Source organism: Bacillus sp. bc15 (assembly GCF_900142585.1).
GTDB lineage: Bacteria > Bacillota > Bacilli > Bacillales > Bacillaceae_G > Bacillus_A > Bacillus_A cereus.
In genome coordinates this window covers 562,134-587,169 of sequence record NZ_FRBJ01000002.1, presented here as the reverse complement: position 1 = coordinate 587,169, position 25,036 = coordinate 562,134, and the positions used below count along the sequence as shown (strand labels likewise).

The window sequence follows — 25,036 nt, the reverse complement described above, 5'->3', positions numbered from 1 at the left end:
AAGTATTTGAGTAATTGTAATCATAACAATTTTAAACGATAGAGGATGATAATAGATTGAATAATCATAGTAAAACACCTGCCTGTATATATACGTATGCATTTCGTGAGGAGGAGCGTGCTTTATGTTACTTGGAAATGCGCTCGTTCTTTGGAATGGAGTCGCACGTTAATATTTTAAAAAGTGATGTAAAAATTGACCCGAGTAGAAGTGCGTTTATGAAAGAGCGCGTTGAGGTTATGTATGAAGGGGACGACTTAGAAAGCATTTTAAAACAAGTGGAACAAATTGATTTAGCGGGGGCGTCGTTTAAAGTTATCTTCGTTAAAATCAATGACCTCGTTGGAGAAAATAAAATTGAATATGGAGAAAGACGTCTTATTGAACGAGACCTTGGCATGCATATTGAAGGAGAAGCGGATGTTCGTAATCCAGAGCGTGTATTCGGGATTGTTCCTCTTGGAGGACGCTGGTACTTCGGGCACTATGTAGAAAGCGAACCAGTTTGGTATCATCACATAAAAAAACCGCATAGTTATTCGACATCACTTAGCACACGTGTTGCGAGATCAGTTGCAAATATCGCTGTACCAAATCCAGAGGGAGTACGAGCAATTGACCCGTGCTGCGGTATTGGAACAGTAGTAGTAGAAGCACTTTCTATGGGGATTAACATCGTTGGTAGAGATATAAATCCACTTGTAGTTCTTGGAACAAGAAAAAATATCGCACATTTCGGATTTGAAGGAACAGTAACAAAAGGACCAATCGAGGAAATTACTGAGAACTACGACGTTGCCATTATCGATATGCCGTACGATCTATTTACGCACGCCACACCAGAAGACCAGCTCTCCATTCTTTCAAGTGCGCGCCGCATCGCTAAAAAGGTAGTCGTTGTAACGATGGAGACAATGGACGACATGATCCATGAAGCAGGATTTGAAATTACAGATCGCTGTATTACAAGAAAAGGATCATTTACTAGACAAATTCTTGTTTGTGAATAAGAAAGGAAGGTTACCCGTTTGGGTGACCTTTTTCTATTGTAGTTTGATGTGTGATTGATTGGTGGTGTAGATAGATGAATTAGCGGAATTTGTCGGTAAGTCGATATTCCATGGCGAATCGCCGATATCGTTACATTAGAATATTACTGTTCTTTTAATTTTTCTTGTTGTGCGATTAATAAATTGCGTAATACGTGTCCGCGGTAACTTTCTAGTTTTCGTCCTTCATGATAGCGTACGCCTAATTTTTTTAGTTCAGCTACGTACCAGCCCTTTGTTCCGTAATACATGGGATCACTTCCTTTTTGCTTTTGAACAGTATATGTATGGGAGCGAAGTAACTTTACATTGAAAATAATAATGATAAAGGGAATTTTGCATGTGTGTACGAGAGGAATTGCAAAGTTATCGAGGTGTTTTATAACGTAACGTCCAAGCCGTGTATAAAAAAGTAGACAGTTGTATATGAATTTGTTGAAAAAAGAATACACATTACTGAGGGGATTTGAAAAAAGTAATGCTATACGATTTGGCATGATACTTGCGTTGGAAATAGTATCAACGTATAGGGGAGAGATAGAAATGAAGGTTAGTAAAATATATACAACGATTGATGCACACGTAGCTGGGGAACCGCTTCGAATTATTACGGGCGGCGTGCCAGAAATAAAAGGGGAAACGCAGCTGGAAAGACGCGCATACTGTATGGAACATTTGGATTACCTTCGTGAAATTCTGATGTATGAACCGAGAGGGCATCACGGAATGTACGGTTGTATCATTACACCGCCAGCAAGTGCCCACGCTGATTTTGGTGTTTTATTTATGCACAATGAAGGATGGAGTACGATGTGTGGTCATGGCATTATTGCTGTCATTACAGTTGGAATTGAAACAGGCATGTTTGAAGTAAAGGGTGAAAAACAAAAGTTCATTATTGATAGCCCAGCCGGAGAAGTTATTGCGTATGCAAAATATAACGGGAGTGAAGTAGAATCTGTATCATTTGAAAATGTTCCTTCATTTGTATACAAAAAAGACGTTCCTATTAAAATAGATAACTATGAATTTCAAGTAGATATCGCGTTTGGAGGAGCATTTTACGCTGTTGTAGACTGTAAAGAATTTGGTTTGAAAGTTGATTTTAAAGACTTGCCCGCTATTCAAACGTGGGGCGGTAAAATTAAACATTATATAGAGAGCAAAATGGAAGTGAAACATCCACTTGAAGAAGGATTGAAAGGAATATACGGCGTTATCTTTTCAGATGAACCGAAAGGGGAAGACGCAACTTTACGAAATGTAACAATCTTTGCTGATGGGCAAGTAGATCGTTCTCCTTGCGGTACAGGAACTTCCGCAAGAATCGCAACTCTTTTTGAAAAAGATGCTTTACAAAAGGGAGAAATTTTCGTCCATGAATGCATTACTGACGGGAAATTCGAGGGGGAAGTATTGTCGGTAACCGCAGTAGATACATATGAAGCTGTCGTTCCAAAAGTAACCGGGCATGCCTTTATTACAGGATTTCATCAGTTCGTTGTAGACCCGAGAGATGATTTGAAACGGGGATTTTTGTTAGGATAGAAGGAGGAGGTGGAAAGATATGCTAGTTATAAGCGCGAACGAACAAAGAAACTTAGTAAATATGAATGAAGTTATTGAATACGCGGCGCTTGCTTTAAAAGAATTTTCCGCAGAAAGAACGATTACACCAATAAGAGGCTCATTACCATTTGCGAACGAGCAAAATACGGCATTAATTATGCCTTCAGTAGCGGAAGGACTTGAGGCACTTGGAGTAAAAATAGTAACGGTAGTCCCGCAAAATAAACAGATAGGAAAGAAAACGATCAATGGGATTGTGATGCTATCAGACTTTCAAACGGGAGAACCGCTCGCACTTCTAGAAGGATCGTACTTAACGATGATCCGAACGGGCGCCTTATCAGGAGTAGCGACAAAATATTTAGCTCGTCATAACGCAAAAACTTTATGCATTATCGGCACGGGCGAACAAGCGAAAGGAATTGCCGAAGCAATATTTGCAGTTAGAGATATCGAAAAAGTCATCTTATACAATCGAACAGAAGAAAAAGCGTATGCATTTGCGCAACATATACAAGAGAAATTTGGTAAACCTGCTTACGTTTACAGGGATCCAAATGAAGCAATACGTGAAGCAGACATTATCGTCACAACTACGAACGCAACCACACCAGTCTTCTCAGAAACACTACAAAAAGGCGTCCACGTAACCGCCGTCGGCTCATTCAGACCGAGCATGCAAGAACTACCCTCACATGCCATAGCTGAAGCAAACAAAGTAGTAGTCGAATCAAAAGAAGCAGCACTAGACGAAACAGGAGACCTTCAAGTTCCGATAAAAGAAGGTCTATTCAAAGCAAACGCCATTCACGCTGAACTTGGTCAAATTATAAGCAAAGAAAAAGCTGGCCGCGAAAATGATGAAGAGATTACTATTTTCAAATCAGTTGGTTTGGCGGTAGTAGATATTATCGTTGCGAAGTATTTGTATGAGAAAGCGGTGGAGCAAGGAGTAGGGAATAAGATTGAGTTTTGAGACTGCCTTTTGGTGGTCTTTTTGTCAGGATGGGTGTGCTAGTATTTATAATTGAAGCCTTTTAATATTATGTTGAAATATATGAATTCTGCGCGGACATCAAATCATTCATTCAATTGGTATATGAAAAAGTTGCACCTCTAATTATTAGAGATGCAACTTTTTACCATTCACGCCATTCTTCTGTTATATCTTCCTCGGATTCTAAGCCAGCTATTCGTGCTGCTGTATCGATAAATTCATAGAGATCTTCTCTTTCCATTGTTTCGATAAAATGGTCATGTTCGATATTTAATTCATTTAATTTAATAACTACCTCTTTAACAACTTGCATTACTTCGACTTCGGTTGGATTCTCTCCTAATCGCTGTAAGTTGTTAATGTAAGTGTCAAGAACTGTATTTGTTGCACTTATATTTTCTTCAGTAAAAAATTCCCCATCTTCATCATACTCAACCCATGAGGTTGTTGGTTTATTTTTTTTCAATTCATCAAATGTCATGATAACCTCTTAAATGTGTTTTTTGTCTTTAATCCCATTCTACATTTTCGATCATATAAAACAATCATTTTAGAGGGATTTTCTGTAAGTTGATAGTTTTTTAACTCATTTTATGAGGCTACTTATTCGTGGTCTTTTTATTTTCTCCTCCGCATAAATATAGTTTATCGCAAGAATGCATTAATAGATTACAAACTTTCTACCTTTGCGAAAAAGTTTGACAATACATACGGGTAGTGGTAATTTAAAACCTATAAGAAAACTCGGTATTAATTCCGAGTTTTCTTATAGGTGTAAATAGTCGAGAGGGGTCGAAATATGAAGAAGAAGTTGTTTGTATTACCATTTGTCCTACTATTATTTATTGCATTAGCTGCTTGTTCAGGGGAAAAAGATTCGAAGCAAGCGAGCACTAGTAAATCAGGGACTCCGAAAGACGGAGGGGCGTTAACGATTGGTGTTAGCGATAATCCAGATACGATGAATCCGCTTTATGCGAATGATCGTGTGTCATTAACTGTGCAGCAGGCTTTATATGCGCCGCTATATCATATGGAAGACGGTAAGAAAAAGTTTGTTCTTGCTGAGAGCTTTACGCCTTCAGAAGATCAATTAACGTGGACACTGAAGTTAAAAGATAATTTGAAATGGCATGATGGTAAGAAAATTACATCAGACGATATAGCATTTACATTCCAATCTATTTTAGATGAGAAGCAAAATAGCTCAAGTCGTGAAAACTTTATTTTTAAAGGAAAGCCGCTTGAGGTGAAAAAGGTAGATGAGTTAACAACTCAATTCGTTTTACCACAAGTAAGCGCATCTTTCGAAGGTGTGATGAATGATTTCTTCCCGATTCCGAAACATGTATTTGAAGGGGAAGCAGATTTAGCGAAGAGTAAGAAAAACTTACAACCTGTAGGGTCAGGTCCGTTTAAGTTTAAAGAATATAAATCAGATGAGTACGTTGCATTAGATCGATTCGATGATTATGTAGGTGGGAAAGCTAAATTAGACTCTATCGTATACCGAGTTGTAAAAGACCGTAATACAGCAAATGTTTCACTGCAAAATGGTCAAATCAACATGAAGATGATTGAGCCGCAAGACTTTAAGAAATTAGATAGCACTGGGAACTTCTCAATGGTGACATTCCCTGAAGGTAGATTATTCTACTTATCTTATAACATGAATACTGATCTTATGAAGAAAAAAGAAGTGCGTCAAGCAATTGCGCATGCGTTAGATAAAAAAGAAATGATTAACTCAGCATTCGTTTCAGGTGAATTTGCAGAACCAGCAAATTCAATCTTAACGCCAGACGCTATGTATTATGCGAAAGATATTAAAGACTATAAGTATGATAAAAAAGAAGCGAAAGATTTATTAGCAAAAGCTGGCGTGAAAGATAAGGAAAAAGTACGTGTGATGTATGTAACGAATAATAAAATTATGGAAAGCTTAGCGTTATATACACAACAAAAATTAAAAGAAGTTGGCTTAGAAGTTGAACTAAATGCATTAGATGCTAGTGCGGCAAGTGAAAAAGGCTTAGATAAAGAGAATAAAGAATATGACATTACATTTGGTGGTTACATAATGGGACCTGAGCCAGATTCATATAAGAGCTTATTCTTAAGCAATGCTGAATACAATTATGCACGATATAAAAACGCTGATTTCGATAAGTTATGGGAAGAAGCTGCAGTTGAAACAGATAAAACAAAACGCGCAGAGCTATACCATAAAATTCAAGAGACAGCTAGAGAAGACGTACCTTATCTACCAATCGCGTATCCGAAAGCAGTTATTGCAGTAGATAAAAAGTTTGATGGATTAAAAGAAGCGAAAGCGATTCCTGTCACAATGTTTGAAGATCTATCTAAGATCTATGAAGTGAAATAAGAAACCGTAAAGAAGCTGGTGGAAATCAGCTTCTTTAGCTTGAGGGGGGAAGTTTGTGTATAAAGTAATTGCGAAGAGGCTTTTAAATGCAATTCCGCTTTTATTTGTTATTTCTATTATTTCTTTTCTATTAATAAAGCTAGCGCCGGGGGATCCTGTTCGAAATTTTGTCACGCCAAACATGAGTCCAATTGATGTGGAGCGTATTCGTAAAAGTTTAGGACTAGATCAACCAATTTACGTGCAGTATTTTTTATGGTTAAAAAATATTTTAACAGGAAACTTTGGTTACTCACTTCAAAATCATCGTCCTGTTTTGGAACTTATCACAGAAAGATTACCTGCAACAATTGGGTTAATGGGATCATCTTTACTCGTCTCATTCGTAATCGCAATACCGCTTGGACTATTTACAGGTGTGAAAAAGAATTCATTCTTTGACCGCATTGTAAACTTTATTTCATACGTTGGTATTTCTATGCCGGTTTTCTGGTTTGCACTACTATTAGTCTACTTATTCTCTTTAAAATGGAACCTACTTCCGAGTATGGGTATGCGCACCGTTGGTAAAGATTCTGTTTGGGATATTGTGCAACACGGCATTTTACCTTGCATGGTGCTAGCGTTCCAAAACGTATCTGTTTATATGAGATATATTCGTTCAAGTACGATTCAGCAATTAGAAGAAGAATATGTACAAATTCAATATGCGTACGGCGCTTCAAAGAAAACGGTGTTATTTAATCACGTACTTCGAAATGTATTAATACCGATCATTACAATTTTCGGATTATCGATTCCAAGTTTAGTAGGCGGAGCATTTATTACGGAAACAGTATTTTCATGGCCGGGTCTTGGTTCACTTGGGGTAAATGCTATTTTTAGATTTGATTATCCGATTATCATGGCAATTACATTACTATCATCATTCATGTTAATTCTCGGTAACTTAATTGCTGATATTTTATATGGCGTAGTAGATCCGCGCATTCGAATGAGGGGGTGATTTGGAATGAATAATAGGAGATTTCAAACGATAAAACATAGCTTTACGAAAAATAAGTTTGTTGCAATGGGAGTTATTATACTTGCGATTTTAACGGTCGCATCAATTTTCGCATTCGTATCGCCGTACGATCCTAGCAAAATGTCGATTCCAGATCGCTTACAAGAACCAAGTATGAGTCATCCTTTCGGAACGGATGATTACGGAAGAGATTACTTAACGAGAGCGTTATATGGCGGACGAGTTTCACTTGCGGTCGGTTTTCTTGCGATGGTTGTTTCTATTACAATCGGTACCGCAGTTGGAACAATTAGCGGATATTTTGGCGGAAAGTTAGACAACTTTTTAATGCGAGTTGTTGAAGTGCTTATGTCAATTCCATCATTCTTTTTAATGCTACTATTAAATGCGTATTTAAAACCAGGAATTACGACGTTAGTTCTTATTATCGGATTACTAACATGGATGGACACCGCCCGTATTGTAAGGGCAGAAACGTTATCTGTAAAAGAGCGTGAGTACGTTTTATACGCAAAAGTATCAGGACAAAAATCACTTATGATTATTGTAAGACATATCATTCCTAACATTTTATCAACCATTATTATCGCTGCGACATTAACAATTGCGACATCGATTTTAATGGAATCATCACTTAGTTTTTTAGGTTTAGGTATTAGAGAACCAGATTCTTCTTGGGGCAGCATGTTAAACAATGCGCAAGGATATATTGGTGAAGCTTGGTATTTAACACTCTTCCCAGGATTCCTTATCCTTTTAACGGTACTTAGTTTTAACGTAATTGGTGAAGCATTGAAGAAAGCTTTCGCACCAAAAGGAGCCGGACATGAAAACTAAAGTGTTAAGTGAAAGGAGTGAGAAGCGTGTCTGAAAAACTACTAGAAGTGAAAAATTTAAAGACTTCTTTTTTCATAGAAAGTGGCGAAGTTGAAGCGGTTCGCGGCGTTACATTTCGCTTAAATAAAGGAGAAGTAGTCGGTATCGTTGGGGAATCTGGAAGCGGAAAGAGTGTAATGGCGAAGTCTGTTATGTCTCTCGTTACGTCACCAGGAAAAGTGAAAGAAGGGGAAATCCTTTTTCATAATGAAAACATACTTTCTAAATCTGAAAAAGAATTACGTTCTATTAGAGGAAATCAAATTTCACTTATCTCTCAAGATCCAATGTCAGCGCTAAATCCAGTCGTGAAAATTGGGAAACAAATGACGGAAGTAATTATACGTCATCAAAAAGTGAAAAAGAAAGAAGCAGAGCAAATCGCGATTAACTTGTTAAAACAAGTCGGCCTTTCGTCACCAGAAGAAAGGGTAAAACAATATCCGCATGAACTAAGCGGTGGTATGAAGCAGCGGGTTATGATCGCAATGGCGATGTCTTGTAACCCAGACCTTCTTATTGCTGACGAACCGACGACTGCACTTGATGTAACGATACAAGCACAAATACTAGATTTAATGAAAAACTTAAAGAACGAAACGAATATGGCGTTACTTCTTATTACGCATGACTTAGGAATTGTCGCGCAAAACTGTACGCGCGTCATCGTTATGTACGGCGGGCTTATTATGGAAGAAGGATCTGTACTTGATATTTTCCAATCGCCGAATCATCCATATACGAAAGGGCTATTAAACTCTCTGCCAAAAATAGCGAACGGCGTAAAAGAAAGACTCGCTCCTATTCAAGGGGTAACACCAAACTTATTAAACCCGCCACAAGGTTGCCCATTCGCAGAGCGTTGTCCGCATGCGATGGATATTTGTGAAAAAGAACGTCCACCATATTTTGAAATCGGAAACGAAAGACGTTCCATGTGTTGGTTAAATGATAGGGCGGTAGGTGATTTCCATGCATGAAGAAAACTTAATTGAAGTTCGGAACTTAAAAAAGTATTTTCCTATTAAAAAAGGACTATTTGGCAGGAAAACAGAGCAACTAAAAGCAGTCGATGACCTTAGCTTCACCATTAAAAAAGGTGAAACATTCGGATTAGTAGGAGAATCAGGTTGCGGAAAATCAACGACAGGAAGAAGCATCATTCGTTTACACGATGTCACTTCAGGTAACGTTTTATTCGACGGAAAAGATATCGCAAGTTTAAAAGAAAGTGAACTAAAAGAATATAGAAAACGAATGCAAATTATTTTCCAAGATCCATACGCATCATTAAACCCGGCAATGAACGTATTCCAAATTATTAGCGAACCGATGAACATTCACGGTTCCTACGAAAAAGAAGAACAAAAAGAAATCATTTTAGACCTTCTGAAAAAGGTAGGCTTAAAAGAAGAACATTTATATCGCTACCCGCACGAATTTAGTGGAGGCCAGCGCCAGCGCATTAGCATCGCGCGCGCACTATCTGTAAAACCAGACTTTATCTTATGTGACGAACCAATCTCAGCACTTGATGTCTCAGTCCAAGCACAAGTCGTAAACATGCTGCAAGACATCCAAGAAGAAACAGGCGTCACATACTTATTCATCGCACATGACTTATCCATGGTAAGACACATATCAGACCGAATCGGAGTCATGTACTTAGGAAACATAGTAGAAATTGCCGACAGCGAAGACCTATACACAAAACCGGCACATCCATACACACAAGCACTACTCTCATCCATGCCAGAACCAGATCCAACAAACATAGGAAAAGAACGGATCATCCTAGAGGGAGAAGTACCAAGCCCACTAAACTCACCGTCCGGCTGTAAATTCAGAACGCGCTGCAAATTCGCCACTGAAAAATGCGCACAGGAAGTACCGAAGATGGTGGAGATTGCGAAGGGGCATCAGGTGGCTTGTCATTTGTTTTAGGGGGAGAGCACTAGGGGGGACCTGGTGCTTTTTTTCTTTGTAGGTGAACGTGATGTGGGATTGGTTGTTAGTTTAGGAGATAACGCGCTCGAAATTTGTCGGTAAATCGATATGTTGTGTCGAAACGTTGATATATTCGGAGTTACGATCGATATAATCGAATAATCGTTGATATATTTTTTTAAAGAGTGGGATTGGTTGTAGATTAATGTAGAAATTTAATGTTTTCGAAAAAAAGAATTGACTTCTATATTAGTTGTAACTAAAATAGTTACATAAAGATGTAATCAATTTAGTTACAACTAATATCTGCTAAAAATATGATTTATATATTTAATTAAGGATGGTGGTCCATACGTTGCCACCCGGTGTAGAAAGTTACTAACACATTCAAATCAATGCATATTCTAAGCTTTAGTATTTTCTGTTACGGGGCAATAAGTTGCAATGTTATCTTTTGTTAAAAACCTTGGTGGATCTTTCTTTGGAAATATTAGTTTTGGGGAAATATAGTAAGGTATCTAAAAAAGAACAAGGTATAAAAAGATGTACTTATATAAATCAAAAATTTAGTTGAGCTGGATAATAAAAAAAAAGGTAGGAGATTTAAATGGAGACGAAACAAGATAACCTTATTTACGTATGGGATGCATATTGTGGATGGTGCTATGGTTTTTCAGAAAGTATTAAAGGATTTTACAAAAACCAAATTGAAGTGCCATTAACGGTTTTATGTGGAGGGTTATTTTTAGATAATTTACCAATGAAAAACTTCTCATATATAGAAGAAGGAAATAAAAGAATTAATCAACTTACAGGTGCTGAATTTGGTCCTTCATATCAAAAATTGGTGGAGGAAGGGACTTTTAAAATGAATTCGAAAGATGCTGCAATTGGTTTTTCAGCTTTACGCTCATTAGCGCCAGAACGTTTGTTAGAATTCACTTCGGCTATGCAAAAAGCGTTTTATTATGAGGGCCAAAGTCTGAGTGATCCTGAAACATATCGCAAGATTGCAATCGAGCATGGTTTGGACCCTGAACAAGTATTAGAACGTTTAAACGCTCAAGAAACAATAATAGATGTCCAAAATGATTTCAATAAAGTTCGACAGCTTGGTGTTAATAGCTATCCTTCCTTACTTTTACAAAAGGATAATCAAATTATTCCTATTGGTGGTGGCGTAATGACGCCGGATAAAATTGAAGCGCGTTTTAAAAATTTATATTAAGAAAATTTAGGATATAGTAGCAAACATGTTATCTTAGGCCACCTGACATTCATCTCCGGAATATTCGCCAGTACTATTACACTTTCAGATGAATGGGAGTGGGAGATTTTATCGGAACAAGATAAAAATATGATAATTAGTTAATAACTTTAACAAAAGGAGAATAACATACTATGTTTAAAACAATCGATACAAATCAACAAGATGTGAAATTAACGGTGTTTAGTTCGGATGAAAAAAGCTTTATGGTCACAGCGACATTAGTTGAGAAAGCAGGACATGCATTTTTAATAAACTCAAAATTTACTCAATCTGATTCGAAAGAAATTGTTGAGTATCTGAAAAAAAATGACTTATCTTTAGATAAAATCTTTATTACTCATGGGGATCCTGATTACTACTTTGGATTAGAAAATATTAAAGCTGCTTACCCAGAAGCTATAGCGTATGCTACGGAGTCTACTGTTGAACATATCGTTCATTCTGTCTTAGGGAAATTAAAAGTTTGGAAAGACGTCCTTGGAGAAAATGCACCAAGTAACGTGGTATTACCTCAAGTGTTTAAAGAAAACACAATTGATTTTCAGGGGTTAACAATTGAACTAGTAGGCTTAGATCATTACAGAACTAGCTTATTTAATAAAGAGCTGAAAGTATTAATTGGTGGTATTGATGTATTTAACGAAATACATGTATTCTTAGCGGATACTAGTTCAAAAGCGGCGATGGAGGCGTGGATTGAGAACTTGAAAGTGTTACAAGCATTACATGCTGACATAATTGTACCAAGCCATGGATCAATCGAAAAATCTCTAAATAATCAAGCACTTACTGCGACAATGGATTATCTAAGAACTGCGGTTCAAGCTTCTGAGGAAAGTGGAACTTCAAAAGATTTTGTGGCAAAACTTGAAGCAGCATATCCAGACTATGCAAATAAAGGTGTATTAGAATTAAGTGCAAAAGTTGTAACAAAAGAAATGCCTTGGGGTTAATGATATGAATAAATATCAAAAACTATTACATGAAACGTATGTGTTAACTGGCGAAGGGAAATTGGATGCGTTCAAAACGTATTTAAGTGAAAATGTATCTTGGACAGAAGCTGCTGGGTTTCCATATGCAGGTACTTATATAGGTCCAGATGAAGTAGTGAAAAACGTACATGAACGTCTTGGCACGGAATGGGATGACTATAGCGCTAAAGATGAAATTTATACTTTTAATAACAATACTGTTATTGTGTATGGAAAATATAGTGGAACATATAAAGCTACAGGTAAGTCATTTGTAGCAGATTTTTGTCATCTTTATAAGTTTGATGAGAACGATAAGGTTAAGAAGTTTATTCAAATTGTGGACAGTGCAACTGTTAATGAGGTATTAAGTTAGAGTTAATCGTTTCTAATATGCCTTGTATAGGGGGAGGTTAGGATAAATGAAATTCCTAACATTACCCCTGACATTACATTTTGGGGAAGGTTTCTCCTTCTTCAAACTTTTTATAGAAGAAAACTTATTTAAGTAGAAGAGGTAGGTATATATGAAATTAGAGAAAAGTTTAATCATAACAATTATTTCTGTATTTATTTTAGGAGTAGTTTCGACTTTGGTATATCAAGCTTCCACCGGTAATAACAAAGGAAACTCAATAAAGAGCGAGAATGTTGCTTCTGTATCAAAAGAAGTGAAAGAAAATGAAAAGAATAAAAAGATGGTAGTTGACTTCTATAATGAAGTTTTTAACAAACATAATATCGATATTATCCCTAAATATGTTAGCGAAGATTATAAGCAACATAATCCTTTTGTTGCTGATGGACGAAAAGCCTTCATGGATTTCTTTAAGGAGGATTTTGTTAAAAATCCTAATTCCTCTGCAGAGATTAAACGTGTAGTAGCTGAAGGGGATACAGTTGCTCTTCATGTACATTCTCGTACTAATTCTCAAGATAAGGGAGTTGCTATAGTGGATATATTTCGTATCAAGGATGGAAAGATTGTCGAACACTGGGATGTAATTCAAGAGATTCCAAGTGAAGCAGCTAATGATAATACGATGTTTTAGATAGAAGATATATCTAATAATTGTTTAATTGATAGTGCTGTATAGAATTTAGAAATTTAGATAAGTAAAGGAGATGTCCTAGGCATGGTACTAGGACATCCCCTTTTTGTTTTAACGAGATTTAATTTATTGTTACTTGTATTTTTTTATGTACTACTATTCGATTACACATCATTTCAGGCGGTTTTCTTTTATCCCGCATTAATGGGCAGTAAGATCCCCACCTCTTTTAATTCTTCAATTAATAAAAAGTTTGCTTTCAAATTAGAAAGGGTTAGTCCCTCACACCCAAAAACAAAGGGGAACTCAATTATCCAAATTCATATAAAGTTTCAATCTTGTCTAAGCATCCATTAGGATATACAATTGATCATCTATTTTTCTTTACATAATCTCCAGATACAGTCCATATCAACTATAGATTCTTGTCTTATGCTAAATGTAATCAAAAAGCAAGTAGATAAAGATAATGACTAAAACATTAACTCTAGATACTTTTTTGATGAATATTACAAATAAACAGGAGGTAATGAAAAATGATTAAAACATTATTAGCAGGAGCACTTTTAAGTACAGGATTGGTAGCGGGAGGTGCAGATGATGCGAAAATGGACAATTTAAAGTCAAATGAAGGTAGTTCAAATCAAGTAATTACACAGAGTGTAGATGGAACAACGTCTTTCTCACAAAACTTTGATTTACCTAAAGATGCAGTGCCAGCAACTCCTAAAGGAAACGCAAAAACTGTTGAAAGAACAGAGGGTACAGGTTCTCAAGAAGGAAAAATGGTACCAACAAAAGAAGGTACAGATTCTCAACCAGGATTTGAAATGGGATCCCCTGAGAAACCAGAATATGCAAAAACAGTTGAAAGAACAGAAGGTACAGATTCTCAAGAAGGAAAAATGGTACCAGCAAAAGAAGGAAATTAAATAATATATAGTTATAACGAGGAGCATCCAAAAAGTGGTGCTCTTTTTATATTATAGGAATTAACTAGTTCTACTGAATATAGAACTGTAGGAAGAATTGAGACTAGAACATGGGGGCCTATCTCTTCAAATCATGGTGTTTAGGGCAATAGTTTTGGTGGTAACGTTATAATACAAACATTTTATTAGAGATTTTCTAAATTTACATACACTCTAGATAGACTACATATCAACTTCAGATACTTGTTTTATGATACAAGTAATCAAACAAAAGGAGGGCGATACAAAATGATTAAAACAGTATTAACAGGGCACTCTTTTATGTACAGGAGATTATTAGCAGGTGGAGCAAATGTTGAAGATATACAGACAGATAAGCATATTCCATATGAACAAGATGAATTGCAGCAAACTCTAGAAAAGTATGATTCGAAGAAGTTTGAGTTATAAAAAGAAAATAGATAAATGAACAAGAGAAAAGTATTTTCATTTGGATATAGGACTTGAATCAAACTTTTATACTAAAATATATACGGCAAAAAGGAGGGAGTACATTGCAGAAAATTATTTATGGAATATTAATTTTAATATATACTTTGTATTCATTTTTTGTAAGTGATGGAAGTGAAGTAAGGTTTATTATGCTGTTAACTATAGTGCTTATCTTTTCTGTGGTTTTAGAAAAAGGAAATGCAAACCAAACGACTGATTAAGGGGCGTTTGGTTTGCATTTTTTATTGGCTATTACAGTCCAGATGTTTTAGGGGGAGCACCAAATTTCATTTTTGGGGACACTATTAAATTTTTAGTTGATGAAAATACGGTGCAACTCCTACTAGAGAAAACACCGCCTAAAATAGAAAACTTTTAACCTATTATCCTCTATTCCGTAGCTTTTAAGGTATTTAACACGACTTTGGTTGCATCTGCAATAAGTTTATCGTCATATTTAGCATCTTCTTTATCGTGATTAGAAAGTATAGCAAGAACAATTGGCTTTTTATTTGGTGGCCAAATAATTGCGATATCATTTCTTGTTCCGTAAGATCCCGCGCCTGTTTTATCAGCTACTTCCCATCCTTTTGGTACGCCCGCACGAATCAATTTATCTCCAGTTGTATTTCTCTTCATCCAATCTACTAATAGTTCACGTTTTTCTGTTGGAAGTGCAGTCCCTAATGTAAATGATTGAAGTGTCTTAGCTATTGCTTCTGGTGTACTGGTATCATGTGTTTCTCCTGGATGCACTTCATTTAATTCAGGTTCAAATCGTTCTGAAGTAGTAACAGTATCTCCCATTTCTCTCAAGATTTTTTCAAATTCAGAGGGACCTCCTAACTGTTTAAGAATCAAATTATGTGCTGTGCTGTCACTATATCGAACTGAAGCATCTGCAAGTTCTTTTAACGTCATTCCTGTATCAACATGCTTTTCAGTAATTGGATTATAATTAGAAAGATCTTCATGAGTATACGTAATTCTTTGATCAAGAGCTTCTAATGAGTTCTTGCGTAAAAGAGCGCCCACAGCTAATGATTTAGATGTAGATGCAAACGCAAAACGATCATCTGAATGATAAGCAATCGTTTGATTCGTACCTGTGTCCAGTGCATAAATACCAAGCTTAGCATCATATTCTTTTTCAAGTTTAGCAAAAGATTGATTTCCTGTATTTTCTTGTTTAATTTGATTAGCTTGATTCGTTTGTTTAGGTGGTTCAGATTGAGCATTACTATTGGAACAGCCTATAAGTGATACACATGAAAGTAATACTACAGGTACAATCTTTTTGTAATGTAAAATGTTATAGAACTTGTTTAAAACGAACATAAATTTTCAACCTCTTTCAAGAATATATGGATTTTGTCTAGGTATTCTAAATACCGATGCAATTAAAGATGACATAAGGTAACAATACTACTGTAGCTAAAATTTCACAGGTTAAATGACATCCAAAACGTTTATCCCGCTATTTGCCGGGCAGTAAGACCCCCGCTGATTAAAGTTTCACTTTATATGATTGATAAGTCACAGTTTGCGTTATTTCTTTTTTGTTTCCACTTGTAATGGTTCACCTGTGAAAGTATTACAATACATGTTTTTTACTTTTGGGAATAATAAGTCCTTTCATTTTTTTGTAATACATAAAAATAGATGTCAAACGGGATATGTTGTATCCAATCTGGACAACTCATATTAGAAATACACTTATTAGACACTCTAAGTAATAAATTTGTTCCACTTTAAGATGAGGAAGAATTTGGGGTTTGTAAAATAACAATGGAACTACGTGTTTTTTCGTCATACAAAAACCTCTACATATAAGTAGAGGTTTTTAAATTGCATATTAACGAATTATGCTTTTTCAGATAAACGAAGATAATAGAATACATAATTTTAACTAGATTTATTGTTAACTAATTTATCCCCACCAAGCTCCGCCTCAATCTGCGAAGTTTTCGATGACTCATCCATACGCCAATACGTAATAAAGCTTATCGCGATACAGCCAGCTACGTAGAAGTAGAAGAGTGATTCCATTCCGATGCTCTTTAGCCATAATGCGATGAACTCAGCTGTTCCGCCGAATATCGCAACTGTTAGTGCATATGGTAAACCTACGCCAAGTGCGCGAATTTCAGTTGGGAAGAGTTCTGCTTTTACAATTGCGTTAATGGAAGTGTAACCAGTAACGATAATGAGACCGACCATCATGAGTAAAAATGCTACGATTGGTTCTGTCGTTTTTTCCATGAAGAAGAAGATTGGCGCTGTTAGTAATGTTCCGAGAATACCGAATGCCATTAATAGTGGGCGGCGTCCAATTTTATCGGATAGTAGCCCTGCAATCGGTTGAAGTACGACAAATATAAGTAGTGCGACAAAGTTAATCCAGCTTACAACTTCTTTCGGAAGGCCGACTGTGTTTACCATGAACTTTTGTAAATATGTTGTGTACGTATAAAATGCAACGGTACCTCCTAAAGTTAGGCCGACTACTGTTAATACTGCTTTCGGATGTTTCATAAGAGCGCGAACGGTTCCTGCGCTTTCGCGTTTTTGTGATTTTATGTTTGAGAATTGCTCCGACTCATCCATCGTGCGGCGAAGCCATAATACAGCTACTGCGCCCATCGCTCCAATAATGAATGGAATACGCCATCCCCAAGCTTTCATATCTGGTTCGCTTAGTAATTGCTGAAGAACAATTTGAACGCCTAACGCAACCATCTGTCCGGCAACGAGCGTTACATATTGGAAACTTGAATAAAAGCCGCGGCGTCCACTACTAGCCATTTCAGATAAATACGTTGCGGAAGTTCCGTACTCTCCGCCCAGTGATAATCCTTGTAGTAAACGGGCAAGAACTAAAATAATTGGCGCCATAATACCGATACTTTCGTAACTCGGTGTACAGGCAATAATTAAAGAACCACCGGCCATAACCGTAATGGAAAGCGTTAATGCTGCCCGGCGCCCGTGCCGATCTGCATAGCGTCCCATTAATAAACTTCCGATAGGGCGCATTAAAAATCCAACTGCGAAAATAGCCGCTGTGTTCAGTAACTGACTCGTTGGATCGCCTTTAGGAAAGAACTCTGCTGAAAAATAAACGGCGAAAGCAGAGTAAACGTACCAGTCGTACCATTCAATTAAATTACCGACAGAACCTTTAAAGATATTGCCGGCGACTCGGTTTGATTTTACTTGAGCCATACTAATTCCTCCTCTTGCTTATAAATAAAATGATAATTATGAAAGCGCGTTCATTGTAGTTGAATTGTACTGTTCTTTAAATAAAATCTCAATATTATGACAATTTTATTCTTTTTGTACTTTATGAACATGGATATTTTTAATAGTTGCTTCATTTTCAGTTTTGTCATAATAATAGAAAAAGGAGATTGATAGTTTTGAATATTTTATCAAAGGATATGGAGTATGAAGAAATCACGCAAAGTTTCATTGCAAACGAAAATAGTAAGCTTAATTATCGCGTTAATTGTATTTGTCGTTCTCCTATTAGCGGGAATATTTGTTTACATTCAGTCCGTTGATACGAAGCGCCAAGTGGAGCAGTTAGCACTGCAAACATCTAAATCTCTTTCTTTTATGCCAGCTATAAAAGAGGCTTTTCAAAATAACGAGCATAAAAGTAACATTCAATCTATTGCGGAACAAGTTCGTGAGCAAGCTGGTGCGGATTATGTAATTGTGGAAGATCGCTATGGGGTTATGTATTCCCATTCTAATTCTGAGTTGATTGGAACAAAGAGTAACAACCCGTATAACTATGAAGCACTCACTTTTGGTGGTTATTATACGCTCGAAGGAAATGGTACAAGCGGTCCAGCTTTAATGGCGAAAGCACCTATTATTGTTCATAACGGAGATTACGATCAAGTAGTAGGCGTTGTAACAGTAGAGTTTTCAATACAAGGTATTGAATCTAACATATTGAGTAGAACGAAAGAAATTATACTCTTTTCCTTAGCGGTATTATTAGCCGGCATTGTTGGTGGAATCCTTTTAGCGCGTAGCATCAGAAAAGATACACTCGGTTTAGAGCCGAATGAAATCGCAGCGTTATACCGGGAACGAAGCGCGATACTACTATCTATAAAAGAAGGAATTATAGCTATTGATCAAAACGGTTTTATTACGATGATGAACACGTCGGCAGAAGAAATGCTTCATGTAAATGATGATTATATGCAGCAGCACATTTCAAAAGTTTTACCGAATTTTAATATGGAAAGAGTGCTAGAAACCGATCAAGAAATCGCGTTTCAAGATAAAGTGTTTATTTTAAACATGACACCGATACTCGAAAATAATAGTACGGTAGGCGTTGTATGTAGTTTTAGAGATAAAACAGAACTGCAAAACTTAGTGAATACGATATCTGAGGTAAGAAAATATTCCGAGGACTTACGTGCTCAAACACATGAATTTACAAATAAACTTTTCGTCTTATCAGGATTACTTCAGTTAGGACATTACAAAGAAGCAATTGAATTTATCCAACAAGAATCTAACATTCATCAAAGCCAAAATCATATTTTGTTCCATCAAATTCACGATGCGAAAGTACAAGCTATTTTATTAGGAAAACTCGGAACAGCGTCTGAGAAGAAAATTGAGTTTCATATTGAAGGAGATAGTGCGCTTCATCCGTTACCAGACCATATAAAGGTGTCGCATCTTATTACGATCCTTGGAAACATAATTGATAATGCATTTGATGCGGTGAGTGAACGAGAGGAGAAGAGAGTTTCTTTCTTCGTTACGGATATTGGGCACGATATTGTGTTTGAAGTGATAGATAGCGGGATAGGAATACCGGCAGAAAAAATAACGACCATTTTTCAAAAAGGATTTTCAACGAAAGGAACTGATCGTGGTTACGGACTAGCAAACGTGAAAGAAATGGTAGATCTACTAGAGGGAACAATTGAAATTCAAAACGAGAAAAATGGGGGAGCTATTTTTATAATTTACCTTCCGAAAACATTGAAAGAAAGTACATGACAAACAGGGGGATGGACATATGTTGAAGGTGGCAATTGCAGAAGATGATTTCCGCGTCGCGCAAATTCAGGAAGAGTTTTTATTAAAAATAAAGGACGTAAAAGTGATTGGAAAAGCATTGAACGCGAAAGAAACGATGGAACTACTACAAAAGGAAGAAATCGATTTGCTTCTATTAGATAATTACTTACCAGATGGAATTGGAACTGACTTATTACCACAAATTCATGCTGACTTTCCAAGCGTTGACGTCATTATGGTAACAGCGGCGAATGAAAACTATATGCTAGAAAAAGCAATTCGAAATGGCGTAAGCAATTACCTTATAAAACCGGTCACGTTAGAAAAATTCGTTCGCACCATTGAAGACTATAAAAGAAAGAAGCAATTATTACATAGTAACAATGAAGTAAATCAAGCACTCATCGATAATTTCTTCGGGACTTCGCAAACACAAGACATAAAAAACTTACCGACAGGTGTGGATCCGTTAACGCTGCAAAAAGTGAAAGGGATTATAAAAGGATTCGAAGAGGGAATTACAATAGAAGAAATGGGAGAGCAAATGGGTGCGTCCAGAACAACCGCAAGAAGATATTTAGAATACTTAGTAGCGACCGGCGAATGCACAGTAGAGTACACATACGGCATTATCGGACGACCAGAACGAAAATACCGAATAGGAAGAGGACTATGAAAAAACGATTATTACTATGTATATGGATCATGACAGGAGTAATAGTAATAGCTGGTTGTTCCTCGGAAAAATCCCATACGAATAAAGTGAACATCGACAAATTAGAAATCGTTGCGCCAAACGTTCAAGGAGCAGGATGGGACTTAACAGCACGAGCAATGCAAAAAACACTAACAGAAGAAAAAATCTTCACAAAACCAATCACAGTCACAAACAAAGTAGGTGGCAGCGGTGATGTCGGATGGAAATATACGAAACAAAAAGGCGGTCACGTACTGGCGATTAACTCAAGCTTACTCATAACGAACAACCTACTAGGCCACAGTAAACTAACATATAAAGACTTCACACCGCTCGCAACACTTGCATCAGATTGGGAAGTTGTTGTCGTATCAAAAGACTCAAACATAGAAAACGCAAAACAACTCATGGAACAACTAAAACAAAACAAGAAAAACTTCAAAATCGGCGTTGCCCCAGGCCTAGGAAACGACGATCACCTATCCTTCGTACAAGTAAGCAAAGCATTCGGCATAAACCCTGCCGAACTACAATTCTTCGTCTACGAAAACAAAGAAAAAATCATAAACGCCCTAATGAACAAACAAATCAGCGCCGCAACCATGACTCTATCCGAAGCCGAAAAACAATACAAAGCCGGCAAAATAAAAATACTAGCCGTATCCGCACCAAAACGTCTAGACCGCCTACCAGAAATCCCAACATGGAAAGAACAAGGAATCAACGTTACATTCCAGCACTGGAAAGGAATTATGGGCCCGAAAGATATGACGGAGGAAGAGGTTGCTTATTGGGATGGTGTTATTAAGAGGATGGTGGAGAGTGAGAGTTGGAAGGGGATTTTGAGGGAGCGGGGTTGGGAGAGCTTTTATAAGGGGAGTGGAGAGAGTAGGATGTTGTTGGAGCAATGTGATTTTAGGTATGAGGAAATGTTGAAAAAAGAGGTTTAAGAGGGAAGGATTCAATCGGGCTTTATTTTTGTAGTTACTTCTATATAATATAAAAGAGATGAGAGTGTTAGGCTAATTACATTAAAAGGGCTAGATAGGATTAGATAAAATCTAGCTTACTAATTAAAAATATATTAGTCGTTAAAAGATATAAAAGGCATTTTTCAGTCTATAAAGTGTGGAAACATAAAGTATAGAGTTTCTGTGAGATTTAAGGAGGACATAATGAAAAAAAATATTTATGTTGTTGGAGCAGTAATTGTCCAAGATGAGAAAATTTTATGTGCACAAAGAGGACCATCTAAATCGCTACCCCTTATGTGGGAATTTCCAGGTGGGAAAATAGAAGAGGGAGAAACACCTCAAGAGGCGTTAAAGCGTGAAATTGATGAAGAAATGCATTGTAGCGTGCAGATTGGTGAGCAAATTGATTATACAGCCTATGAGTATGATTTTGGTATTGTTCATTTGAAAACTTTCTATTGTAAACTTGTTGAAGGAAGTCCGGTTCTAACTGAGCACGTAGCAATTAAATGGTTACATCCGAATGAACTAGCAGCTTTAGAGTGGGCACCTGCGGATATCCCAACTATTGAGAAGTTATCAAAAGAATCGCTGATAAAGTAATTTGATAAAACTATCCGTTTTAGGCGGATAGTTTTTTTATTGTAATAAATTTGCACTTTAAATCAGTGAGTAATACAATTAGTATAAAAATTTGTCATAAATGGTGATCATATGGAGAATTTTATTCAAAAGTTAGAAGGGTCTTTATATAAAGGGTTTATTGATCAAAAACATAATCATCCTGGAATATATAAGCCTAAATTACTAGTAAACAATACGAAAAAAAATGAAAATGTTTTAAGTTCATTGTTGGAGGAGCTAGAAAATAGTACATCCTTTATTTTCTCAGTAGCTTTTATTACGGAAAGTGGGCTGGCGACTTTAAAATCGCATTTCCTTGATCTTAAACAAAAAGGAGTTAAAGGACGTATATTAACATCTACATTCTTAAATTTTAATACACCAAAAGTGTTTAGAGAGTTAATGAAACTTGAAAATGTAGAAGTAAGATTAACAAATTTATCTGGTTTTCATTCAAAGGGATACATATTTGATAACAAAACACATTGTTCATTAATTGTTGGTAGTTCAAACCTGACTGCACATGCTTTAAAGGTAAACTATGAATGGAATGTTAAGTTAACATCGCATGAAGATGGAGAGATAGTACAGCATTTTAAAAATCAATTTGAAGAAGTCTGGGAGCATTCTCAAGTATTAACTGAAGAGTTGATTGCAAATTACGAAACAATATATGAACAAGTTGCAGAGAATAAGTTGCTAGATCGAGTTATAGAATTACCTGGTCAATATCATAATGCAATTGAAGAAGCGTTGAAAATTACGCCAAATAAAATGCAACAAGCTGCGCTACAAGAAATACAAGCTATTCGAGACGCTGGAGAAGCAAAAGGATTAGTTATTTCCGCAACAGGAACGGGTAAGACATATCTTTCGGCATTTGATGTTAGAAATTTTGCACCTAAACGGATGCTATTTATTGTTCATCGGGAGCAAATATTAAATAAAGCAAAATCAGATTTTCAAAAGGTTCTTGGTGGAGCCGATGAGGACTTTGGAGTTTTATCAGGATCAAATAAGCAAATAAATGCTAAATATTTATTTGCGACAATCCAGACTATTTCAAAGGAAGAAAATTTACATCAATTTGATCCTGGGTTATTTGATTATATTTTAATAGATGAAGTTCATAAAGCTGGTGCTAGTTCTTATCATAGAGTCATTGATTATTTTAAACCGAAATTTTTAATGGGAATGACCGCTACACCTGAACGTACAGACAATTTTAATATTTATGAGCTATTTGATTACAACATTGCTTATGAAATTCGATTGCAAGAAGCACTTGAAGAAGATATGCTTTGTCCTTTTCATTATTTTGGAGTTACTGATTTTGAATATAATGGTGAAAAGATAGATGACACTACTGTTTTATCTAAGCTTGTTACGGAAGAACGAGTGGATCATATAGTTGAAAAAGTAAAATATTACGGTTTTTCTGGTAAGAAAGTAACAGGACTAATGTTTTGCAGCCGAAAAGATGAGGCAGAACAATTATCACATGCCTTAAATAATAGAGGTTTTCGCACATTTGCATTAACAGGAGATCATTCCCAAGAGGAAAGAGAATTGCGCGTGAATCAATTAGAAAATGGCGTACTTGATTATATTTTAACGGTGGATATATTTAATGAAGGAATTGATATTCCGAGTGTGAATCAAGTTGTTATGTTACGACAAACTCAATCGAGTATTATCTTTATACAGCAATTGGGGCGTGGACTTCGAAAACACGATTCAAAAGATTTTGTTACGATCATTGATTTTATTGGAAACTATAAAAACAACTATTTAATTCCGATTGCCCTTTCCGGAGATAAATCACAAAATAAAGATAATATACGTAGATATACAAATGACACGAGTTATATTAAAGGTATTTCAACAGTTAACTTTGAAGAGATAGCGAAAAAGCAGATCTTTAAAGCAATTAACGAAAGCAATTTAACAGCTATGAAAGTATTAAAGGAAGCTTTTGGTGAGTTGAAAAATAGAATAGGAAGAATTCCATATCTATATGACTTTATCGTAAACCATTCTATTGATCCAGTTGTACTTGTAGAAGGGTATTCGAACTATTATCAGTTTTTATTGAAAATGAAAGAGGATCTCCCTGCATTAACAGAGTACGAAAATAAAGTTTTAACGATGTTTTCATTGGAAGTATTAAATGGAAAACGTAAAAACGAAATCGTTTTGTTAGACTTATTATTAAAGCAAGAAAAAGTTGATAAGGATGAGTATATAAAACAACTTGAAGAATCTAATTGCTTAACAGATGATGCTACTATTACTTCTGTGCAGCGGGTTTTTGAGTTATCGTTTTTCACACAGAATAACCAGAAAAAATATGGTGAAAAGCCAATTCTCGCGTTACAAGAAGATAATAAGTACATGTTTAATGATCTAATCCGAGAAAGTTTAGAACAGAATGAATACTTCAAGTACATGGTAATGGACATCATTAAAAGTGCGAAAGAAAAAAACAAAAACTATGAGTGTGATAGTAACCTTACTATATATAAAAAATATTCAAGAAAAGATGCATGTAAACTTTTAAATTGGCACATTGATGAGACTTCAACTATGTATGGCTATAAAACCAAATACAGTACTTGCCCAATATTTGTCACATATCATAAAAACGATGAGGTAGAATCGAGTGTGAACTATGGTGATGAATTCCTTAATCAAGATGTTCTTAAATGGTATACAAGAAGTAATAGAACATTAAAATCGAAGGAAGTTCAAACAATTATTGATGCTAAAGAAAATAATATTGACGTCCATATTTTTGTGAAAAAAGATGATGACGAGGGAAGCGACTTTTACTATTTAGGAAAAGCGAGACCTGATAAAACAAGTGTAGAACAAACTGAAATGCAAGATAAAAATGGAAAAGAACTGCCGGTTGTTACGATGAATATGATTATGGAGAAATCGGTGGATAATAAGCTCTATGATTATTTAAAGGATAGTAATGTTTTGTAGGTAGATTAAAAGTTCAATAATATTATTACTTTAAAATAATAAAAAGAAGTTTGAGTTTTTAAAGTAATATCTATATGCAAGATAAGGCTGTATCAAACTAACATCAGAGTATGTTTTT

24 protein-coding genes are annotated in these 25,036 nt (G+C 36.0%); 20 read left to right on the top strand and 4 right to left on the bottom strand.

All coding sequences use genetic code 11. The features are described from left to right. Nucleotides 1-56: 56 nt before the first annotated feature. Nucleotides 57-1,010, top strand: a complete 954-nt coding sequence (locus BUA87_RS12900) for a TRM11 family SAM-dependent methyltransferase (protein WP_001059320.1) — start codon at nt 57-59, stop codon at nt 1,008-1,010. Nucleotides 1,011-1,153: 143 nt separating this feature from the next. On the opposite strand, the gene BUA87_RS30945 is transcribed toward BUA87_RS12900, so the two are convergent. After that, the gene (locus BUA87_RS30945; protein WP_072939984.1) at nt 1,154-1,384 is read right to left on the bottom strand and encodes a YflJ family protein; all 231 of its coding nucleotides are present in this window, start codon (nt 1,382-1,384) and stop codon (nt 1,154-1,156) included. Nucleotides 1,385-1,544: 160 nt separating this feature from the next. On the opposite strand from BUA87_RS30945, the gene BUA87_RS12890 reads away from it, so the two are divergent. Beyond that, on the top strand, nt 1,545-2,597 hold the full coding sequence (locus tag BUA87_RS12890) for a proline racemase family protein (protein ID WP_072939872.1): 1,053 nt from the start codon (nt 1,545-1,547) through the stop codon (nt 2,595-2,597). Between the two features lie 19 nt (nt 2,598-2,616). Beyond that, nucleotides 2,617-3,594 (top strand): ornithine cyclodeaminase family protein, encoded by a 978-nt coding sequence (locus BUA87_RS12885; protein ID WP_072939869.1) that lies wholly within the window; start codon nt 2,617-2,619, stop codon nt 3,592-3,594. A gap of 163 nt (nt 3,595-3,757) precedes the next feature. Here BUA87_RS12885 and BUA87_RS12880 read toward each other — a convergent pair whose 3' ends face one another. Then, entirely contained in the window at nt 3,758-4,096 is a 339-nt protein-coding gene (locus BUA87_RS12880; RefSeq protein ID WP_000141782.1) for a hypothetical protein, read from the bottom strand. A gap of 318 nt (nt 4,097-4,414) precedes the next feature. Between BUA87_RS12880 and BUA87_RS12875 the strand changes: the two genes are divergently transcribed. The 12 genes from BUA87_RS12875 to BUA87_RS31350 all read left to right on the top strand — a co-directional run bounded on the left by BUA87_RS12875 (nt 4,415) and on the right by BUA87_RS31350 (nt 14,792). Beyond that, nucleotides 4,415-6,001 (top strand): ABC transporter substrate-binding protein, encoded by a 1,587-nt coding sequence (locus BUA87_RS12875; RefSeq protein ID WP_000727717.1) that lies wholly within the window; start codon nt 4,415-4,417, stop codon nt 5,999-6,001. 55 nt (nt 6,002-6,056) lie between these two features. Then, entirely contained in the window at nt 6,057-7,007 is a 951-nt protein-coding gene (locus BUA87_RS12870) for an ABC transporter permease (RefSeq protein WP_000278780.1), read from the top strand. Nucleotides 7,008-7,013: 6 nt separating this feature from the next. After that, on the top strand, nt 7,014-7,865 hold the full coding sequence (locus BUA87_RS12865) for an ABC transporter permease (protein ID WP_001065278.1): 852 nt from the start codon (nt 7,014-7,016) through the stop codon (nt 7,863-7,865). 26 nt (nt 7,866-7,891) lie between these two features. Continuing rightward, entirely contained in the window at nt 7,892-8,884 is a 993-nt protein-coding gene (locus BUA87_RS12860) for an ABC transporter ATP-binding protein (protein WP_001291162.1), read from the top strand. Next, entirely contained in the window at nt 8,877-9,848 is a 972-nt protein-coding gene (locus BUA87_RS12855; protein WP_000544130.1) for an ABC transporter ATP-binding protein, read from the top strand. The genes BUA87_RS12860 and BUA87_RS12855 overlap by 8 nt, the downstream gene beginning before the upstream one ends. A gap of 610 nt (nt 9,849-10,458) precedes the next feature. After that, nucleotides 10,459-11,079, top strand: coding sequence for a DsbA family protein (locus BUA87_RS12850; RefSeq protein ID WP_072939865.1), 621 nt, complete (start codon nt 10,459-10,461; stop codon nt 11,077-11,079). A gap of 173 nt (nt 11,080-11,252) precedes the next feature. Next, nucleotides 11,253-12,074, top strand: a complete 822-nt coding sequence (locus BUA87_RS12845) for an MBL fold metallo-hydrolase (RefSeq protein ID WP_072939860.1) — start codon at nt 11,253-11,255, stop codon at nt 12,072-12,074. A 4-nt stretch (nt 12,075-12,078) separates the two neighbouring features. Beyond that, nucleotides 12,079-12,471: a nuclear transport factor 2 family protein gene (locus BUA87_RS12840; RefSeq protein WP_001046367.1), complete on the top strand. Its 393-nt coding sequence runs from the start codon at nt 12,079-12,081 to the stop codon at nt 12,469-12,471. 151 nt (nt 12,472-12,622) lie between these two features. Then, nucleotides 12,623-13,147, top strand: coding sequence for a nuclear transport factor 2 family protein (locus BUA87_RS12835; protein ID WP_000764214.1), 525 nt, complete (start codon nt 12,623-12,625; stop codon nt 13,145-13,147). Nucleotides 13,148-13,683: 536 nt separating this feature from the next. After that, nucleotides 13,684-14,079: a hypothetical protein gene (locus BUA87_RS12825; protein WP_023521283.1), complete on the top strand. Its 396-nt coding sequence runs from the start codon at nt 13,684-13,686 to the stop codon at nt 14,077-14,079. A gap of 288 nt (nt 14,080-14,367) precedes the next feature. After that, nucleotides 14,368-14,529 carry a hypothetical protein gene (locus BUA87_RS31355; RefSeq protein ID WP_016513667.1) on the top strand — a complete coding sequence of 54 codons (162 nt, stop codon included), beginning with the start codon at nt 14,368-14,370 and terminating at the stop codon, nt 14,527-14,529. Between the two features lie 104 nt (nt 14,530-14,633). Further along, nucleotides 14,634-14,792, top strand: coding sequence for a hypothetical protein (locus BUA87_RS31350; RefSeq protein ID WP_016513668.1), 159 nt, complete (start codon nt 14,634-14,636; stop codon nt 14,790-14,792). A 169-nt stretch (nt 14,793-14,961) separates the two neighbouring features. On the opposite strand, the gene blaIII is transcribed toward BUA87_RS31350, so the two are convergent. Together blaIII and BUA87_RS12810 are read right to left on the bottom strand one after the other, a co-directional pair. After that, complete coding sequence (blaIII, locus tag BUA87_RS12820) at nt 14,962-15,909, bottom strand: class A beta-lactamase BlaIII (RefSeq protein WP_050842691.1); 948 nt, start codon at nt 15,907-15,909, stop codon at nt 14,962-14,964. Nucleotides 15,910-16,476: 567 nt separating this feature from the next. Next, on the bottom strand, nt 16,477-17,796 hold the full coding sequence (locus tag BUA87_RS12810) for an MFS transporter (protein WP_016513670.1): 1,320 nt from the start codon (nt 17,794-17,796) through the stop codon (nt 16,477-16,479). A 225-nt stretch (nt 17,797-18,021) separates the two neighbouring features. On the opposite strand from BUA87_RS12810, the gene BUA87_RS12805 reads away from it, so the two are divergent. From BUA87_RS12805 to BUA87_RS12785, 5 genes are all read left to right on the top strand, one after another. Beyond that, entirely contained in the window at nt 18,022-19,611 is a 1,590-nt protein-coding gene (locus tag BUA87_RS12805; RefSeq protein WP_071713757.1) for an ATP-binding protein, read from the top strand. Between the two features lie 19 nt (nt 19,612-19,630). After that, entirely contained in the window at nt 19,631-20,308 is a 678-nt protein-coding gene (locus BUA87_RS12800) for a response regulator (protein ID WP_000921517.1), read from the top strand. Beyond that, on the top strand, nt 20,305-21,279 hold the full coding sequence (locus tag BUA87_RS12795) for a tripartite tricarboxylate transporter substrate binding protein (RefSeq protein WP_072939857.1): 975 nt from the start codon (nt 20,305-20,307) through the stop codon (nt 21,277-21,279). Before BUA87_RS12800 ends, BUA87_RS12795 begins: the two co-directional genes overlap by 4 nt. 225 nt (nt 21,280-21,504) lie before the next feature. Further along, nucleotides 21,505-21,906: a (deoxy)nucleoside triphosphate pyrophosphohydrolase gene (locus tag BUA87_RS12790; protein ID WP_000739607.1), complete on the top strand. Its 402-nt coding sequence runs from the start codon at nt 21,505-21,507 to the stop codon at nt 21,904-21,906. A gap of 111 nt (nt 21,907-22,017) precedes the next feature. Further along, nucleotides 22,018-24,918 (top strand): DEAD/DEAH box helicase, encoded by a 2,901-nt coding sequence (locus BUA87_RS12785; protein WP_072939854.1) that lies wholly within the window; start codon nt 22,018-22,020, stop codon nt 24,916-24,918. Nucleotides 24,919-25,036 lie beyond the last annotated feature (118 nt).

What these genes read in the sequence shown, in the direction of transcription:
- BUA87_RS12890 (WP_072939872.1), top strand. Translation starts at nt 1,545, where the DNA reads ATGATACTTGCGTTGGAAATAGTATCAACGTATAGGGGAGAGATAGAA.
- BUA87_RS12885 (WP_072939869.1), top strand. Translation starts at nt 2,617, where the DNA reads ATGCTAGTTATAAGCGCGAACGAACAAAGAAACTTAGTAAATATGAAT.
- BUA87_RS12880 (WP_000141782.1), bottom strand. Translation starts at nt 4,096, where the DNA reads ATGACATTTGATGAATTGAAAAAAAATAAACCAACAACCTCATGGGTT.
- BUA87_RS12875 (WP_000727717.1), top strand. Translation starts at nt 4,415, where the DNA reads ATGAAGAAGAAGTTGTTTGTATTACCATTTGTCCTACTATTATTTATT.
- BUA87_RS12865 (WP_001065278.1), top strand. Translation starts at nt 7,014, where the DNA reads ATGAATAATAGGAGATTTCAAACGATAAAACATAGCTTTACGAAAAAT.
- BUA87_RS12855 (WP_000544130.1), top strand. Translation starts at nt 8,877, where the DNA reads ATGCATGAAGAAAACTTAATTGAAGTTCGGAACTTAAAAAAGTATTTT.
- BUA87_RS12850 (WP_072939865.1), top strand. Translation starts at nt 10,459, where the DNA reads ATGGAGACGAAACAAGATAACCTTATTTACGTATGGGATGCATATTGT.
- BUA87_RS12845 (WP_072939860.1), top strand. Translation starts at nt 11,253, where the DNA reads ATGTTTAAAACAATCGATACAAATCAACAAGATGTGAAATTAACGGTG.
- BUA87_RS12840 (WP_001046367.1), top strand. Translation starts at nt 12,079, where the DNA reads ATGAATAAATATCAAAAACTATTACATGAAACGTATGTGTTAACTGGC.
- BUA87_RS12835 (WP_000764214.1), top strand. Translation starts at nt 12,623, where the DNA reads ATGAAATTAGAGAAAAGTTTAATCATAACAATTATTTCTGTATTTATT.
- BUA87_RS12825 (WP_023521283.1), top strand. Translation starts at nt 13,684, where the DNA reads ATGATTAAAACATTATTAGCAGGAGCACTTTTAAGTACAGGATTGGTA.
- BUA87_RS31355 (WP_016513667.1), top strand. Translation starts at nt 14,368, where the DNA reads ATGATTAAAACAGTATTAACAGGGCACTCTTTTATGTACAGGAGATTA.
- blaIII (WP_050842691.1), bottom strand. Translation starts at nt 15,909, where the DNA reads ATGTTCGTTTTAAACAAGTTCTATAACATTTTACATTACAAAAAGATT.
- BUA87_RS12810 (WP_016513670.1), bottom strand. Translation starts at nt 17,796, where the DNA reads ATGGCTCAAGTAAAATCAAACCGAGTCGCCGGCAATATCTTTAAAGGT.
- BUA87_RS12805 (WP_071713757.1), top strand. Translation starts at nt 18,022, where the DNA reads ATGAAGAAATCACGCAAAGTTTCATTGCAAACGAAAATAGTAAGCTTA.
- BUA87_RS12800 (WP_000921517.1), top strand. Translation starts at nt 19,631, where the DNA reads ATGTTGAAGGTGGCAATTGCAGAAGATGATTTCCGCGTCGCGCAAATT.
- BUA87_RS12795 (WP_072939857.1), top strand. Translation starts at nt 20,305, where the DNA reads ATGAAAAAACGATTATTACTATGTATATGGATCATGACAGGAGTAATA.
- BUA87_RS12790 (WP_000739607.1), top strand. Translation starts at nt 21,505, where the DNA reads ATGAAAAAAAATATTTATGTTGTTGGAGCAGTAATTGTCCAAGATGAG.
- BUA87_RS12785 (WP_072939854.1), top strand. Translation starts at nt 22,018, where the DNA reads ATGGAGAATTTTATTCAAAAGTTAGAAGGGTCTTTATATAAAGGGTTT.